A 13,984-nucleotide genomic window follows, 5' to 3' on the forward strand; every position below is an offset into this window, starting at 1 on the left:
ATGACGGCATGAATATAGAGGAATTTACATCCAGTTTAGCGGAGAAAGGGATTTCCCTTTCTGACCGCCAGCTGGAGCAATTCGAGTTGTATTACCGGATGCTTGTGGAATGGAACGAAAAAATGAATCTGACATCCATCACTGAGAAAAAGGAAGTTTATCTCAAGCATTTTTATGATTCGATAACGGCGGCATTTTATATTGATTTTGAAAAGGTCACCACTCTTTGTGATGTCGGCGCCGGCGCCGGTTTTCCAAGCCTGCCCATCAAAATCTGCTTCCCGCATCTGCATGTCACCATCGTCGATTCACTGAATAAGCGGATTACGTTTTTGGAAACTCTCTCTGATGCTTTACAATTAGAGCATACGACATTTGTCCATGACAGAGCGGAGACATTCGGACAGCGGAAAGACGTCCGGGAAAGCTTCGATCTCGTGACGGCCCGTGCGGTGGCGCGTCTGTCGGTCCTGAGTGAGCTTTGTCTGCCGCTGGCCAAGAAAAACGGCGTATTTGCGGCACTAAAAGCAGCAGCAGCTGATGAAGAGCTGAAAGCGGGGCAAAAGGCGATTAAAGTATTGGGAGGAGAGCTTGAACAAGTTCATTCCTTTACACTTCCTGTTGAAGAAAGTGAACGGAACATTATGATCATTCGCAAGACGAAAAGCACTCCGAAAAAATATCCGAGAAAACCGGGTACTCCAAATAAATCGCCAATTGAAGGGTAATTTAGACAGCCTGATGTGACAATTCCATCATATTTTCTGCAAAATTGATGAAGATACAGCAGGAAAAACCATGAGAAAATAGAATTATAAAAATGGCAGTTTTTAAAGGTGGTGTAGGTACATGAAGCATTCATTCTCTCGTTTCTTCGGGTTTGGTGAGAAGGAAGAGGAACCGGAGATAGCTGAGCATGATACAAACAAAGAAGAGATACTCGAAATACCGGTACATGCTATCGTTCCCAACCGTTTTCAGCCACGCACCATTTTCTCAGATGAAAAAATCAAAGAGTTAGCAATGACTATCCATACACACGGCATCATTCAGCCGATTGTTGTCAGACATACAGAAGATGAAGGACAATATGAGCTCATTGCGGGTGAAAGGCGCTGGAGAGCGGTACAGACGCTTGAATGGGAGAAGATTCCCGCAATTATTAAAGATTTTTCTGATACGGAAACAGCATCTGTCGCTTTGATTGAAAACCTGCAAAGGGAAGAATTGTCCTCCATTGAGGAAGCTCATGCGTACGCAAGGCTGTTAGAACTTCATGATTTAACACAGGAAGCCTTGGCGCAGCGCTTAGGAAAAGGCCAGTCAACGATTGCGAACAAGCTCCGATTGTTAAAGCTCCCGGAACCCGTCCAGGATGCGATTATGGAGAAAAAAATTACGGAACGTCATGCAAGAGCACTGATTCCGCTCAAACAGCCGGAGCTTCAGGTCACATTGCTTGCGGAAATCATTGAGAAAAGCTTAAACGTTAAGCAGACGGAAGACAGAGTGGTGAAAATGCTTGAACAGAATAAGCAGAAACCAAAGCCGAGACGCAAAGCGTTCAGCAGGGATACAAGAATTGCGATGAATACGATTCGTCAGTCACTGTCTATGGTAGAAGACAGCGGAGTCAGACTGAATACTGAAGAAGAAGAATTCGAAGAGTACATCCAGCTTACCATTCGGATACCTAAATAAAAACTCTCCTGATCAGCAGGGGAGTTTTTATTTTAATCAAAAAACTATTTTGAGATAATGATAGATTTATTGTGCACTATACATTGTATATGTAAAATTTTATCTTTTTGTGTCGTGAATTGTCTTTTCACAGTCAAAAAAGTCACTTTATCGGAGAACTTATATTAGAAAGTGTCTTTTTCGTTTACATTTTTTTCACTTGCTGATAAACAAATTATGAAAAAAATAAAACGCTTTACTCTTTTTTTGATAAGATAGAAACAAGACAGTACATGTTCATGTGAAGGTAGGTGACATCGTGGGAAAAATCATAGCAATTACGAACCAAAAAGGCGGAGTCGGGAAGACAACGACTTCTGTTAATCTGGGGGCTTGCTTGGCTTACATAGGTAAAAGGGTTCTTCTTGTTGATATTGATCCGCAGGGCAATGCAACGAGCGGATTAGGGATTGAAAAAGCCGATGTGGATCATTGTGTGTACGACATTTTAGTAGATGATGCAGATGTTACAGATATTATTAAACCGACTTCAGTAGAGAACTTAGATGTCATTCCGGCCACGATCCAGCTTGCGGGAGCGGAAATCGAATTGGTTCCGACGATCTCACGGGAGGTCAGGCTGAAAAGAGCATTAGAATCTGTGAAACAAAATTACGATTACATGATTATTGATTGTCCTCCGTCTCTCGGGTTATTAACGATTAATGCGCTTACCGCTTCAGATTCAGTCGTTATCCCGGTTCAGTGCGAATACTACGCTCTTGAAGGATTGAGTCAATTATTAAATACAGTTCGGCTTGTGCAAAAACATTTAAATACCGACTTAATGATAGAAGGAGTGCTTCTGACGATGCTTGATGCCAGAACGAATCTCGGCATTCAAGTGATAGAAGAGGTAAAGAAATACTTTAGAGATAAAGTGTATCAAACCATTATCCCTCGCAATGTCCGTTTAAGTGAGGCGCCGAGTCACGGCAAGCCGATCATATTATACGATCCGCGTTCGAGAGGTGCGGAAGTATATTTAGATTTAGCAAAGGAAGTGGCAGCGAATGGCTAAAGGCGGGCTCGGAAAAGGGATTAACGCGTTGTTTAATCAGGTTGATTTGTCTGAAGAGACAGTGGAAGAGATTAAAATCAGTGATTTACGTCCCAATCCTTATCAGCCAAGAAAACAATTTGATGATGAGTCATTAGCTGAACTGAAGGAATCCATCATTCAGCATGGCATTCTTCAGCCCATTATCGTGAGAAAATCATTGAAGGGCTATGATATTGTAGCCGGCGAACGCCGTTTCCGCGCCGCAAAACTTGCCGGTAAAGAGACAGTGCCGGCTATCGTGCGGGATTTATCTGAATCGCTGATGCGGGAAATCGCTCTTTTGGAAAACCTTCAGCGTGAAGACTTATCACCGCTTGAAGAAGCTCTGGCATATGACTCACTGCTGAAGCATTTGGATTTAACCCAGGAACAGCTCGCTAAACGGCTCGGGAAAAGCAGGCCTCATATTGCCAACCATTTAAGACTGCTGACGCTGCCGGAAAGCATCCAGAACCTCATTGCAGAAGGTACGTTATCCATGGGACACGGCAGAACCTTGCTTGGTTTGAAAAATAAAAACAAGCTTGAACCGCTTGTGAAGAAAGTGGTTGAAGAACAGCTGAACGTCCGTCAGCTTGAGCAGCTGATTCAGCAGTTAAACAGCAATGTTCCACGTGAAACAAAGAAAAAAGAACCTGTTCAAGATGTTGTGTTAAAAGAGCGGGAATCGTATTTGCAAAATTACTTCGGAACAACAGTAAATATTAAGAGACAAAAGAAAAAAGGGAAGATTGAGATTGAGTTTTTCTCCAATGAAGATCTTGAACGTATCCTGGAACTATTGTCTGAAAGAGAAGCGTAAAAACCATCTTTTTATAAAAAGATGGTTTTTTATATACGTCTTGTCAGCTTATGAAACGGACTGAGCCGTTCCTGCCGGCCTTCTGATTTATCTGTCAGCTGTAACCCCTCTGCTAAAACATTTGCCATGCTCATAACAAGATGAAGCCTCGTATTCTGCAGGACAAAATACTCCATAAACCCGCTGACATTGACGATTCCGTTGATATGGACGTCACCGATTTCAGGAAGGTCTTTTTGAACACCTGCTCCGGGCTTCAGCGGCCCATCGCCGATTTGAAATGACCCTACGCTTTTGACGCGGCCTAAACAAGCATCAACCGCTATAATAAACGGATTTTTATGTAGATGTTGAATATCTTTCAGCTTGTCTTTCATATTGACGGCGTGAACAGGATCTGACAGCGTGCCGTAAACGTGCAATCTGCCTAAATTCATTTTTTCTAACTTTGTTCCTACGAGCGGACCTAATGAATCTCCGGTCGACCGATCTGTACCGATACACACGGTGACTAACGGTCTGCCGGCTGCTTTACGTAAAGATGAAGTAAGGATCGCTTGTATTTGATTCGCAGCAGAAGAATCCGTATGAGAAACATATTGTTTTGCCCGTTCTTGAGAAAAAAGCCCGCCTTTTCGATTCATAAGGTTCACTTCCTTGTCATGTCATACGAGTAATACATTGTTGTTTTTGGTGTTGTATGGTTGTTTACAGTATATCCAGCGCTGCCTTTTTTTATGCTTATGTCATGATGAGCATGCCGGTTGTTTGAAAAGAGCGGGATAGAAAAAAGAACTCAGAGCAGTTATTCTCTAAGTTCATGAAAGAAATAAGACCATTTGATCTACGTCGACATATTGCTGATGATCCAATTTCAGCGCTCTTTTTTCTGTAGAGAAGAGGATAAATCCTAACTGAGCGTAGAGTTTTTTTGCGGGTTCATTTGTTGAAGTAACAGAGAGATGGAGCTGTTCTGTGTCTTTCATCTTTTTTGCCCGGTTGATGGCTTCCGTCATTAAAGCTTTTCCCGCGCCTGACCCTCGGTGTTTGGGGGAAATATACATAGAACCGATAACCGCAATGTGTCTTAGTTTAAACAGCGGATGCTTGGAGATCTTGAGGATTCCTATCAGTCTGTCTTGTTCAAAGGCGCCAAGCACGATAGCATTGCCGGCTTCAAGCCTGGCTTTGAATTTTTCGGACGGCCATTCTTTCTCCTCCTCATAGCTGACGGCGAATGCGTCGGGGTGATCTTTTAAAGCTTTGAGCCTGATATCGGAGTAAGGCTGGGTATCACTTGCGGTTAAACGCCTGATGTACATGATTTGAGCTCCTTATATAAATAAAATTTTCTGAATAGTTAATCGTCGTTATCATACCATATTTGTCCCATTTGTATGAATGTTTGCCGCTGTCACTCAATATAGTAGCAATATGCGGAGATGATCAGAAATTTTATGAGGTGATGAGGGTGTGGAGAGCCGGGATGAAGTGGATGCTGCTCATATTAAGCAGCCAGATTGGGGCTGGATATGCAAGCGGGCAGGAAATATGGCAGTTTTTCGGTGTCGAAAGCGGACTGGCTATTGTATTGTTTACAGTCATGTTTACGATTTCGGCTTATATTGTGTTGAAGATCAGCTATCGGGTTCAATCAACGCACTTTTTACCTGTGCTTGAGCATCTGATGGGGCCGGCTCTTGCTAAAGTCTATGATGTGCTTATTATGTTTTATTTGTTTTCAATGACGATGGTTATGATTGCCGGCGGCGGTGTGACGCTGCAAATGTACAAGCTGCCGTTTTGGATCGGTATTTTTCTTCTTTGCATTGTGACCGTCGGTTTATTCTTTTGGGATATAAAAGGAATATTATCTCTGAATAGTATTTTGATACCGATTCTTGTAGCGGGGCTGTTATATGCATTGGTCTTTTTTCAGACAACCCATCATTACACCTGGACGATAGATTTGACCCGCCAGTATAATTGGCCGGCAAGCATTACCTTCACGTCCTTAAACATCCTTTCTGTTGTCGCTGTTCTTTCTTCAATCGGGAAAGATATGAAGGGACTGGGAGAAGCGAAAATCGCAAGCGTTGCAAGCGGACTGATTTTCGGTATGATTTCATTTGTTTACAATGAAACGCTTGTACAGCTTTCAGGCAGTCTTACACAATATGAGATTCCTCTTTTCGCCGTTCTTGAAGGCGCTCCTTATCCGTTATTTCTTTGTATGGCCGCCGTGCTTTTTTTAGCCATCTATACGACAACCGTGACCGGTCTGTTCGGGCTGTCCAGCCGCATGCTTGCATTTGTGAAATTGCCGAGATGGACGCTCGTATCTCTTCTTTTAGCTGTGATGGTGCCTTTTACGACAATCGGTTTTTCAGATTTGATCGCCATTTTATATCCCATTTACGGGCTTTTAAGTCTTTATTTGCTGGTATGTCTTCTTCTTTACCCTATTTTAGGGAGATGGAAAAAAGTATAATGCTCATTTTGAGTGCGGCCGTTGCTCTTATCCTGTCTTTTTTTGTACAATAAATAAAGCAGTCTATGGAGAGAGGTGAAGGGTCTTGGCGGATAAAGACTTTGGCCTGAATGATATTGTTGAAATGAAGAAACCGCATCCTTGCGGTGAAAACAGGTGGAAAATCATTCGGATGGGAATGGATATTCGGATCAAATGCACGGGTTGTTCCCACAGTGTCATGATTCCGAGAAGAGATTTTGAGAGAAAGCTGAAAAAAGTACTCGTCAAGCATGAGGAGCCTACATCATAAGGGCTGGCGCTCATGCTTTTTCATATAGAGGAGAGGAAGAGGCCCGATGAGCAAAGTGCATCAGTCAGCGTGCCCGCTGAATTGCTGGGACAGCTGCGGCTTTTTGGTGACAGTTGAGGATGGAAAGGTGACGAAAGTAGACGGAGACCCGAATCATCCCATTACAGAAGGGAAAATTTGCGGCCGTGGCAGAATGCTGGAGACGAAAACGAATGCGCCGGAACGGCTTCGTTTTCCTTTAAAAAAGAAAGACGGCGAATTTGTCCGCGTTTCCTGGGAGCAGGCGTTAGATGAAATCGCTGAAAAAATGGCGGTGATTAAGGAGACGTTGGGCACTGCCGCAGTGCTGCACAGTCATGATTACGCCAATAACGGTCTTTTGAAGGCGCTCGACCAGCGTTTTTTCAATGGATACGGCGGTGTGACGGAGATTGCAGGCAGCATTTGCTGGGGTTCCGGCATTGAAGCGCAGCGCTGGGATTTCGGGCGTTCTTACGGGCATGGACCGCTTGATATTTATCACAGCAAGCATGTGATCGTATGGGGCAGAAACGTGTCCCGGACGAATATGCACCTCTATCATCATCTGCAGCAGGTGAAGAAAAAAGGAGCGACACTGACGGTCATTGATCCTATTTTTAACCCGACTGCAAAGCTTGCCGATCGGTATATATCCGTCAAACCCGGCATGGATGGCTGGCTTGCGGCGGGTGTTTTAAAAATATTATGCCAAACCGGCAGAACCGATTCTGATTTCATTCAAAGGCATTCGGTCGGTTTTGAAGAAATAGAAAAGCTTCTACAGACGATTTCTTTTGAGGAGATCATTGAGAAAACAGAAACGTCTTTAGAAGTGCTAGAATATCTTGCTGATTTATATGCTGACGGTCCCGCCTCCACTTTTATGGGTCTTGGGATGCAGAGATATAAAAACGGGGGCGGGACGATACGGTGGATTGACGCTTTAGCTGCGGCGAGCGGAAATGTCGGTATCAAAGGCGGCGGCGCAAACTTCGGAAATGTGCAAGTCGGTGAAAGCTTTGCAAAGGCCGAGCTCACCCGTCCTGATCTGAAGAAAAGTTCGAGAACGTTTTCGATGATGACTCAAGCCGAAGAGGCGCTGAATGCAGCCGATCCGCCGATTGAGATGATCATCGTGACGTGCGGCAATCCGCTGACACAGGTGCCGAATACAAAAAAAGTGAAGGAAGCGTTTGAAAAAACACCGGTCACAGTGGCCATTGATTCGGTCATGACCGATACGGCGAAGCTCTGTGACTATGTGCTGCCGACGGCCGTTGTTTTCGAAGAGGAAGATATTTATTATTCCAGCATGTATCATCACTATGTTCAATATGGCAAGAAGCTTGCGGAACCGCAGGGAGAGGCAAAATCAGACCGCTGGATCTGGACGGAGCTCGCAAAGCATCTCGGATTCGGGGAACTCTTTGATTACAGTACGGAAGATTTCTTGAAAATGGGGCTCTCTTCTTTGGAGAAAGAAGGAATCACCCTTGAGCAATTAAAGGAAAAAGGACATATGCCGCTTCCGGTCAAACAGGTTCCGTGGAATGATTTTCAATTTTTAACCCCGAGCGGAAAATTTGAATTCGTCTCGTCACTGGCAGAAGAGAAAGGATACAGCGGCCTCCCTCAATTGGAAGTGCCGGAGGAGTCTGTTTATCATGACGCCGGACTGGCCGGGAAATATCCGTATACGCTGCTGTCCATTCACCCGCAGCGCTCCAATCATTCACAGCACGTGCCGTTTATTGAAAAGCTTCAGCAGATTCAGGTGGATCTGTCGCCGGATATCGCCGAGGAGCTTTCACTTCAAGACGGAGATACGGCAGAGGTATACAATGACCGCGGCCGTCTGCGCGGCAGGATAAAAATCATGAAGCAGGCTCACCCGAAGACGGTGAATATAGATGAAGGCATGTGGGCGGCATTCGGAGGCTCCGTCAACATGCTCACAAAGGATTCAAATTCCGATAATGGAATGGGAAGTACGCTTTTTGACTGTCTGGTAGCGGTTAAAAAAGGATAATCTAAGGAGAGAGAGGGCGGGAAATGCTTTTTTCTCAGCTTGTCTTTTCCTATGAACCTCCTTATAATTGCTCTAGGTTTACAATACGTTTATACGATGATGGTTTGATATAGAGGAGATGAAAGAATGGCTTTAACTGCTGGAATTGTCGGTTTGCCGAATGTCGGAAAATCGACGTTATTTAATGCAATTACCCAGGCTGGTGCCGAATCAGCCAACTACCCGTTCTGTACAATTGATCCGAACGTGGGGATCGTGGAAGTGCCGGATGAACGTCTGCAAAAGCTGACTGAATTGGTGAATCCGAAAAAAACGGTGCCGACTGCGTTTGAATTCACTGATATCGCGGGGATCGTAAAAGGCGCATCTAAAGGTGAAGGACTCGGAAATAAGTTTCTTTCTCATATCCGTCAGGTTGATGCGATCTGTCACGTTGTACGCGCGTTCGCTGATGACAATATTACGCACGTGTCAGGGAAAGTCGATCCGATTGACGATATTGAAACGATCAATCTTGAATTGATTCTTGCCGACATGGAGACAGTCGAAAAACGCATCACGCGTGTAAGCAAGCTTGCTAAGCAAAAAGACAAAGAAGCGGTTTTTGAATTTGACATTCTGTCTAAATTAAAAGAAGCTTTCGAACAAGAAAAGCCTGCCCGTTCCGTTGAATTTACGGAAGAACAGCAAAAGCTTGTGAAGCAGCTTCATTTGCTTACGTCAAAACCCGTGCTTTATGTGGCAAATGTAAGCGAGGATGAAGTGGCTGATCCTTCAGATAATGAATATGTTGCGAAAATCCGGGAGTACGCCGCGGGTGAAAACGCCGAAGTTATCGTCGTCTGCGCGAAAATTGAGTCTGAAATTGCTGAATTGGAAGGCGAAGAAAAACAAATGTTCCTTGAGGAGCTCGGCATCGAAGAATCAGGTCTTGATCAGCTGATTAAAGCGTCATACTCTCTTCTCGGCCTTGCGACATACTTTACAGCGGGCGAACAGGAAGTGCGCGCATGGACATTCAGAAAAGGCATGAAAGCTCCTGAGTGTGCGGGTATCATCCACACTGACTTTGAACGCGGCTTTATCCGCGCTGAAACGGTTGCTTATGAAGACCTTTTGGCAGGCGGCGGAATGTCCGGAGCGAAAGAAGCCGGAAAAGTGCGTCTGGAAGGTAAGGAATATGTAGTCCAAGACGGAGATGTCATTCATTTCCGATTTAATGTATAGGACACAGTTGTAAAGGGACAAGAGCTTTGGTATAATATAAACTTGTGAGTAATAGAATTATTGCTCCTTGCCCATTATAGGGCCGCTTAGACCAAAAGGAGGTGCAAACAGATGAAAAAGTACGAAGTTATGTACATTATCCGTCCGAACATTGACGAAGAGTCAAAGAAGGCAGTTATCGAGCGTTTCAACAACGTATTAACTTCTAACGGAGCGGAGATCACTGGAACAAAAGATTGGGGTAAACGTCGTCTTGCTTACGAAATCAACGATTTCCGTGACGGTTTCTACCAAATCTTAAACGTTCAGTCTGAAGCTGCAGCGGTTGCTGAATTCGACCGTTTAGCTAAGATCAGTGACGATATCATTCGCCACATCGTTGTTAAAGAAGAAGAATAAGCAATTTGAAATATATAATGTTAAAAGGTGGTCTTTCATATGCTTAACCGAGTTGTATTAGTCGGAAGACTGACAAAAGACCCAGAGCTTCGTTATACGCCAAGCGGTGCGGCTGTCGCCACGTTTACTCTTGCTGTGAATCGTACATTCACGAACCAGTCCGGAGAACGTGAAGCCGATTTCATTAATTGTGTCACTTGGAGAAGACAAGCCGAAAACGTTGCAAACTTTCTTAAAAAAGGAAGCCTTGCCGGCGTAGACGGCCGACTCCAGACAAGAAATTATGAAAACCAGCAGGGACAGCGTGTCTTCGTGACAGAAGTCCAAGCTGAAAGTGTTCAATTTCTTGAGCCTAAAAACAACGGCGGTTCTGGATCAGGCGGATACAACGAAGGAAACAGCGGCGGAGGCCAATACTTTGGCGGAGGCCAAAATGATAATCCGTTCGGCGGAAATCAGAACAACCAGAGACGAAATCAAGGGAACAGCTTTAATGATGATCCATTTGCCAACGACGGCAAGCCGATTGACATCTCGGATGATGATCTTCCGTTCTAATAGATTATCGCTATATTCATAACGAGAAAGGTGGGAAATGACAATGGCAGGAGGACGCAGAGGCGGTCGTGCGAAACGCCGTAAGGTTTGTTACTTCACTTCTAACGGCATTACGCACATCGATTACAAAGATGTAGATCTTCTTAGAAAGTTTGTTTCTGAGCGTGGTAAAATCTTACCTCGCCGTGTAACTGGAACACATGCGAAATACCAACGTAAATTGACTATCGCGATCAAACGCGCACGTCAAATGGCTTTACTTCCATACGTAACTGGCGAGTAAGCCGAAAGAAAAGAGCAAGAGCCTGCGGGCTCCTGCTCTTTTTTTATATCAGTCTCCCTCCATCCTGCCGAAATGTTTCACATGAAACATGGAAGTGCTTCTTACACCTTTGTTATCTTGCTCCTCTATTCAAAAACGCGTACTTATAGAATGAATTTGTTTATACTGAAAAACAGGGGGTGGCTGAGATGGAGACAGACAGAAATATCCTGACTGATGAAAAGTGGAGCGCAATCATACACAATGATGCTTCTTATGACGGGGCATTTTATTATGCAGTAAAAACGACGGGGATTTTCTGCCGGCCTTCTTGTAAATCGAGAGTTCCGAATAAAGAAAACGTACTGGTGTTTGATACGGCTGATGCAGCGCTCGATAAACAGTTTCGTCCCTGTAAAAGGTGCCGGCCGAACGGTCTTCGTCTTCCAGATGAAGAATGGATTGCTCAAATCATTGAATACATTGAACACCATTATCACGAATCCCTGACTCTGAGTGTACTGGCCGAAATGTGTCACGGCAGCCCCTATCATTTACAGCGGACATTTAAAAAAATCAGGAGAATATCCCCGATTGCGTATATACAGAAAATAAGATTGTCGAAGGCGGAACACCTTTTAAAGCATACTGATATGACAGTCATGGAGATCGCTCTGACTGTCGGAATTCCAAACACAGCGCATTTCGCGACTCTTTTTAAAAAGAGAACCGGGAGTTCGCCCACAGAATACAGAAAAACCGCCAAAATGGGACAGGGAGGTTCAATATGAATAAAGAGACTGTGATCTATTGGACACTCTTCACACGGAATGATTGGAGCCTGTATACAGCCGCCACATCTAAGGGGCTTTGCTTTATAGGTTCAAATCATGGAAGCTTTGAAGAGCTTGAGCAGTGGGCAAAAAAATCACTGCCGCAATACCGATTGGCACGTGATGATGAAAAGCTGGCGCCTTACACGGCAGAGCTGTCCGAGTACATTGAAAATGGCAGATCAGCTTTTTCAGTGCCGGTAGATCTTTACGGGACAGAATTTCAGCTTGCTGTATGGAAAGCGCTTATGGACATACCGTACGGCGAGACATACTCCTATTCGGATATAGCAGAAATGATTCAGAAACCGGCAGCTATAAGAGCCGTGGGCGCAGCGATTGGAAAAAATCCGGTATTGATTACGGTTCCGTGCCATCGCGTCATCGGAAAAAACGGGAAACTGACCGGATTCAGAGGCGGTTTAGAAATGAAAAAGCAGCTGCTGGCGTTAGAGGGCGGAAACATTGAAACACTGGAATACCGGCTGAGCCGGACAGGAGGGATCACATGAAACTGATTTCTTGGAATGTAAACGGCTTGCGTGCCGTGATGAAAAAGATAGATATCAATACTTACGTTCAGGAAACGGAAGCCGATATTCTATGTCTGCAAGAAACAAAAGTACAAGACGGACAAGTATCATTACAGCCTGAAGGATATCACGCCTATTGGAACTATGCGGTGAAAAAAGGCTACTCAGGCACGGCTGTTTTTTCGAAAGAAAAGCCGCTGCACGTGTTCTATGGACTGGGGATTGACGATCATGATCAAGAAGGACGGGTGATCACCCTTGAATTTGAGAACGTGTTTGTCGTCAACTGTTACACGCCAAATGCCAAACGCGGATTAGAGCGAATTGATTACCGTCTTCAATGGGAAGCCGATTTTAAGGATTATCTGCAGAAGCTTGACCGGAAGAAGCCCGTGATCTTATGCGGCGATCTGAATGTCGCACACAGGGAGATAGACTTAAAAAATCCGAAAGCCAACCGGAAGAACGCCGGCTTCTCGGAGCAGGAGCGGGAAGCGTTCAGCGCCCTGCTGAACGCGGGATTTACCGACTCATTCCGCTATTTATATCCTGATCGGGAAGGCGCCTATTCCTGGTGGTCTTACAGGACGAACGCACGTGAGAAAAACATCGGCTGGCGGCTTGATTACGTCATTGTTTCAGACAGACTGAAGCCGCGGATCAGCGAAGCGGCCATTTGTGCCGATATCATGGGTTCTGACCATTGCCCTGTTGAAATGACAGTGGATTTATGATGAGATAGCAGTAAGAGAAATCCACTCTTGCTGCTTTTTTATCACCGAAAATGGAGGAGCACATGGCAAATATAAAAGAGATTGCGAAACTGGCGAATGTGTCGGTGGCCACCGTATCACGCGTATTAAACCGACACCCGTACGTATCTGAGGAGAAAAGGCGTCTTGTGAATCAAGTGATGAAGGAGCTGGATTATACCCCTAATCGAACCGCCATTGATCTGATTCGCGGAAAGACCAATACAATCGGTGTGATTTTGCCGTACAGCGACCATCCCTGCTTTGACAAAATTGTAAACGGTATCACGAAGGAAGCGTTTGCCCATGATTACGTGACAACCCTTCTCCCCACCAACTATGACCCCGCTATAGAGATGACCTATTTCGAACTGCTGAAAATGAAAAAAGTTGACGGACTGATTGTCACGTCCCGCGCGAATGAATGGGAAACCGCCGTGCCTTACCTTGAATACGGCCCCATTGTCGCTTGTGAATATACACACCATCAAGAGATTCCCTGCGCTTATAATGACAGGCAGCATACAGAGAAAGCTTTTTGTATTTGAAAAACCGCGGACATCAAGACGTTGCTTTTACATGTGTGCGGGGAGCGGAAAAAAGCCCGAGTACGGCCGACAAGGTAACCGCATATAAGGCCGTTTTCGGCTCTCTTGATGAAACCCGCATTCTGGTCGGATGCCATGATATGGACGACGGAAAGTGGGCGGGTGAGCACTTCTGGGGTTTCGACAAGGCGCCGACGGCCATCTATGCGCACAGTGATGATGTGGCTGCCGGCTTGTACCAGTTTGCGAAAGAACAGAAATGGGACGCGGAGATCATCGGAGAGGGAAATCTGAGCGTCAGCCGGGCATTGAATATTCCATCCCTGGAACTTCATTTGGAACGGGTCGGAAAGGAAGCATTTTTATTGTTTTTTCACGAAGAAACGGCTAAAAAACAAATTATGCATCAATTTCAGCGGAAAAAGTCTTGAGCT

16 protein-coding genes and 1 pseudogene are annotated in these 13,984 nt (G+C 44.9%); 15 read left to right on the plus strand and 2 right to left on the minus strand.

Annotated elements, in window-relative coordinates; translation table 11 throughout:
• The first annotated feature begins 8 nt into the window (after window positions 1-8).
• The 4 genes from rsmG to OQ477_RS11035 all read left to right on the plus strand — a co-directional run bounded on the left by rsmG (window position 9) and on the right by OQ477_RS11035 (window position 3,605).
• Window positions 9-728: a 16S rRNA (guanine(527)-N(7))-methyltransferase RsmG gene (rsmG, locus tag OQ477_RS11020; protein ID WP_007409901.1), complete on the plus strand. Its 720-nt coding sequence runs from the start codon at window positions 9-11 to the stop codon at window positions 726-728.
• Between the two features lie 121 nt (window positions 729-849).
• Window positions 850-1,701 carry a nucleoid occlusion protein gene (gene noc / locus OQ477_RS11025; RefSeq protein ID WP_007615083.1) on the plus strand — a complete coding sequence of 284 codons (852 nt, stop codon included), beginning with the start codon at window positions 850-852 and terminating at the stop codon, window positions 1,699-1,701.
• Between the two features lie 298 nt (window positions 1,702-1,999).
• Window positions 2,000-2,761, plus strand: coding sequence for a sporulation initiation inhibitor protein Soj (soj, locus tag OQ477_RS11030; RefSeq protein WP_007409899.1), 762 nt, complete (start codon window positions 2,000-2,002; stop codon window positions 2,759-2,761).
• A complete protein-coding gene (locus OQ477_RS11035; RefSeq protein WP_265972459.1) occupies window positions 2,754-3,605 on the plus strand; it encodes a ParB/RepB/Spo0J family partition protein in 852 nt (283 codons plus the stop codon). The genes soj and OQ477_RS11035 overlap by 8 nt, the downstream gene beginning before the upstream one ends.
• A gap of 29 nt (window positions 3,606-3,634) precedes the next feature.
• Here OQ477_RS11035 and yyaC read toward each other — a convergent pair whose 3' ends face one another.
• Both yyaC and OQ477_RS11045 read right to left on the minus strand, forming a co-directional pair.
• Window positions 3,635-4,249 carry a spore protease YyaC gene (yyaC, locus tag OQ477_RS11040; RefSeq protein ID WP_004392969.1) on the minus strand — a complete coding sequence of 205 codons (615 nt, stop codon included), beginning with the start codon at window positions 4,247-4,249 and terminating at the stop codon, window positions 3,635-3,637.
• A gap of 174 nt (window positions 4,250-4,423) precedes the next feature.
• On the minus strand, window positions 4,424-4,927 hold the full coding sequence (locus tag OQ477_RS11045; protein WP_265972461.1) for a GNAT family N-acetyltransferase: 504 nt from the start codon (window positions 4,925-4,927) through the stop codon (window positions 4,424-4,426).
• A gap of 143 nt (window positions 4,928-5,070) precedes the next feature.
• Here OQ477_RS11045 and OQ477_RS11050 point away from each other — a divergent pair, with 143 nt between their 5' ends.
• The 11 genes and pseudogenes from OQ477_RS11050 to OQ477_RS11100 all read left to right on the plus strand — a co-directional run bounded on the left by OQ477_RS11050 (window position 5,071) and on the right by OQ477_RS11100 (window position 13,981).
• The gene (locus OQ477_RS11050; RefSeq protein ID WP_088005468.1) at window positions 5,071-6,096 is read left to right on the plus strand and encodes a hypothetical protein; all 1,026 of its coding nucleotides are present in this window, start codon (window positions 5,071-5,073) and stop codon (window positions 6,094-6,096) included.
• A gap of 85 nt (window positions 6,097-6,181) precedes the next feature.
• Window positions 6,182-6,388: a DUF951 domain-containing protein gene (locus OQ477_RS11055; RefSeq protein ID WP_004392973.1), complete on the plus strand. Its 207-nt coding sequence runs from the start codon at window positions 6,182-6,184 to the stop codon at window positions 6,386-6,388.
• 46 nt (window positions 6,389-6,434) lie between these two features.
• Window positions 6,435-8,438, plus strand: coding sequence for a molybdopterin-dependent oxidoreductase (locus OQ477_RS11060; protein ID WP_265972463.1), 2,004 nt, complete (start codon window positions 6,435-6,437; stop codon window positions 8,436-8,438).
• Between the two features lie 126 nt (window positions 8,439-8,564).
• Window positions 8,565-9,665, plus strand: a complete 1,101-nt coding sequence (ychF, locus tag OQ477_RS11065) for a redox-regulated ATPase YchF (protein WP_004392975.1) — start codon at window positions 8,565-8,567, stop codon at window positions 9,663-9,665.
• Window positions 9,666-9,776: 111 nt separating this feature from the next.
• Complete coding sequence (rpsF, locus tag OQ477_RS11070) at window positions 9,777-10,064, plus strand: 30S ribosomal protein S6 (RefSeq protein WP_004392977.1); 288 nt, start codon at window positions 9,777-9,779, stop codon at window positions 10,062-10,064.
• A 39-nt stretch (window positions 10,065-10,103) separates the two neighbouring features.
• A complete protein-coding gene (gene ssbA / locus OQ477_RS11075) occupies window positions 10,104-10,622 on the plus strand; it encodes a single-stranded DNA-binding protein SsbA (protein WP_007615071.1) in 519 nt (172 codons plus the stop codon).
• A 43-nt stretch (window positions 10,623-10,665) separates the two neighbouring features.
• Window positions 10,666-10,905, plus strand: a complete 240-nt coding sequence (rpsR, locus tag OQ477_RS11080) for a 30S ribosomal protein S18 (RefSeq protein WP_029325793.1) — start codon at window positions 10,666-10,668, stop codon at window positions 10,903-10,905.
• A 188-nt stretch (window positions 10,906-11,093) separates the two neighbouring features.
• Window positions 11,094-11,675 carry a bifunctional transcriptional activator/DNA repair enzyme AdaA gene (locus OQ477_RS11085; RefSeq protein WP_265972467.1) on the plus strand — a complete coding sequence of 194 codons (582 nt, stop codon included), beginning with the start codon at window positions 11,094-11,096 and terminating at the stop codon, window positions 11,673-11,675.
• On the plus strand, window positions 11,672-12,229 hold the full coding sequence (locus tag OQ477_RS11090) for a methylated-DNA--[protein]-cysteine S-methyltransferase (RefSeq protein ID WP_265972469.1): 558 nt from the start codon (window positions 11,672-11,674) through the stop codon (window positions 12,227-12,229). The genes OQ477_RS11085 and OQ477_RS11090 overlap by 4 nt, the downstream gene beginning before the upstream one ends.
• The gene (gene xth, locus OQ477_RS11095) at window positions 12,226-12,984 is read left to right on the plus strand and encodes an exodeoxyribonuclease III (protein ID WP_038464547.1); all 759 of its coding nucleotides are present in this window, start codon (window positions 12,226-12,228) and stop codon (window positions 12,982-12,984) included. Before OQ477_RS11090 ends, xth begins: the two co-directional genes overlap by 4 nt.
• Before the next feature lie 62 nt (window positions 12,985-13,046).
• Window positions 13,047-13,981, plus strand: a pseudogene (locus OQ477_RS11100) (LacI family DNA-binding transcriptional regulator).
• Window positions 13,982-13,984 lie beyond the last annotated feature (3 nt).

Origin of the sequence: Bacillus sp. ChL18, from assembly GCF_026241425.1 — a bacterium.
GTDB lineage: Bacteria > Bacillota > Bacilli > Bacillales > Bacillaceae > Bacillus > Bacillus velezensis.

What these genes read in the sequence shown, in the direction of transcription:
- rsmG (WP_007409901.1), top strand. Translation starts at nt 9, where the DNA reads ATGAATATAGAGGAATTTACATCCAGTTTAGCGGAGAAAGGGATTTCC.
- noc (WP_007615083.1), top strand. Translation starts at nt 850, where the DNA reads ATGAAGCATTCATTCTCTCGTTTCTTCGGGTTTGGTGAGAAGGAAGAG.
- OQ477_RS11035 (WP_265972459.1), top strand. Translation starts at nt 2,754, where the DNA reads ATGGCTAAAGGCGGGCTCGGAAAAGGGATTAACGCGTTGTTTAATCAG.
- yyaC (WP_004392969.1), bottom strand. Translation starts at nt 4,249, where the DNA reads ATGAATCGAAAAGGCGGGCTTTTTTCTCAAGAACGGGCAAAACAATAT.
- OQ477_RS11045 (WP_265972461.1), bottom strand. Translation starts at nt 4,927, where the DNA reads ATGTACATCAGGCGTTTAACCGCAAGTGATACCCAGCCTTACTCCGAT.
- OQ477_RS11050 (WP_088005468.1), top strand. Translation starts at nt 5,071, where the DNA reads ATGAGGGTGTGGAGAGCCGGGATGAAGTGGATGCTGCTCATATTAAGC.
- OQ477_RS11060 (WP_265972463.1), top strand. Translation starts at nt 6,435, where the DNA reads ATGAGCAAAGTGCATCAGTCAGCGTGCCCGCTGAATTGCTGGGACAGC.
- ychF (WP_004392975.1), top strand. Translation starts at nt 8,565, where the DNA reads ATGGCTTTAACTGCTGGAATTGTCGGTTTGCCGAATGTCGGAAAATCG.
- rpsF (WP_004392977.1), top strand. Translation starts at nt 9,777, where the DNA reads ATGAAAAAGTACGAAGTTATGTACATTATCCGTCCGAACATTGACGAA.
- ssbA (WP_007615071.1), top strand. Translation starts at nt 10,104, where the DNA reads ATGCTTAACCGAGTTGTATTAGTCGGAAGACTGACAAAAGACCCAGAG.
- rpsR (WP_029325793.1), top strand. Translation starts at nt 10,666, where the DNA reads ATGGCAGGAGGACGCAGAGGCGGTCGTGCGAAACGCCGTAAGGTTTGT.
- OQ477_RS11085 (WP_265972467.1), top strand. Translation starts at nt 11,094, where the DNA reads ATGGAGACAGACAGAAATATCCTGACTGATGAAAAGTGGAGCGCAATC.
- OQ477_RS11090 (WP_265972469.1), top strand. Translation starts at nt 11,672, where the DNA reads ATGAATAAAGAGACTGTGATCTATTGGACACTCTTCACACGGAATGAT.
- xth (WP_038464547.1), top strand. Translation starts at nt 12,226, where the DNA reads ATGAAACTGATTTCTTGGAATGTAAACGGCTTGCGTGCCGTGATGAAA.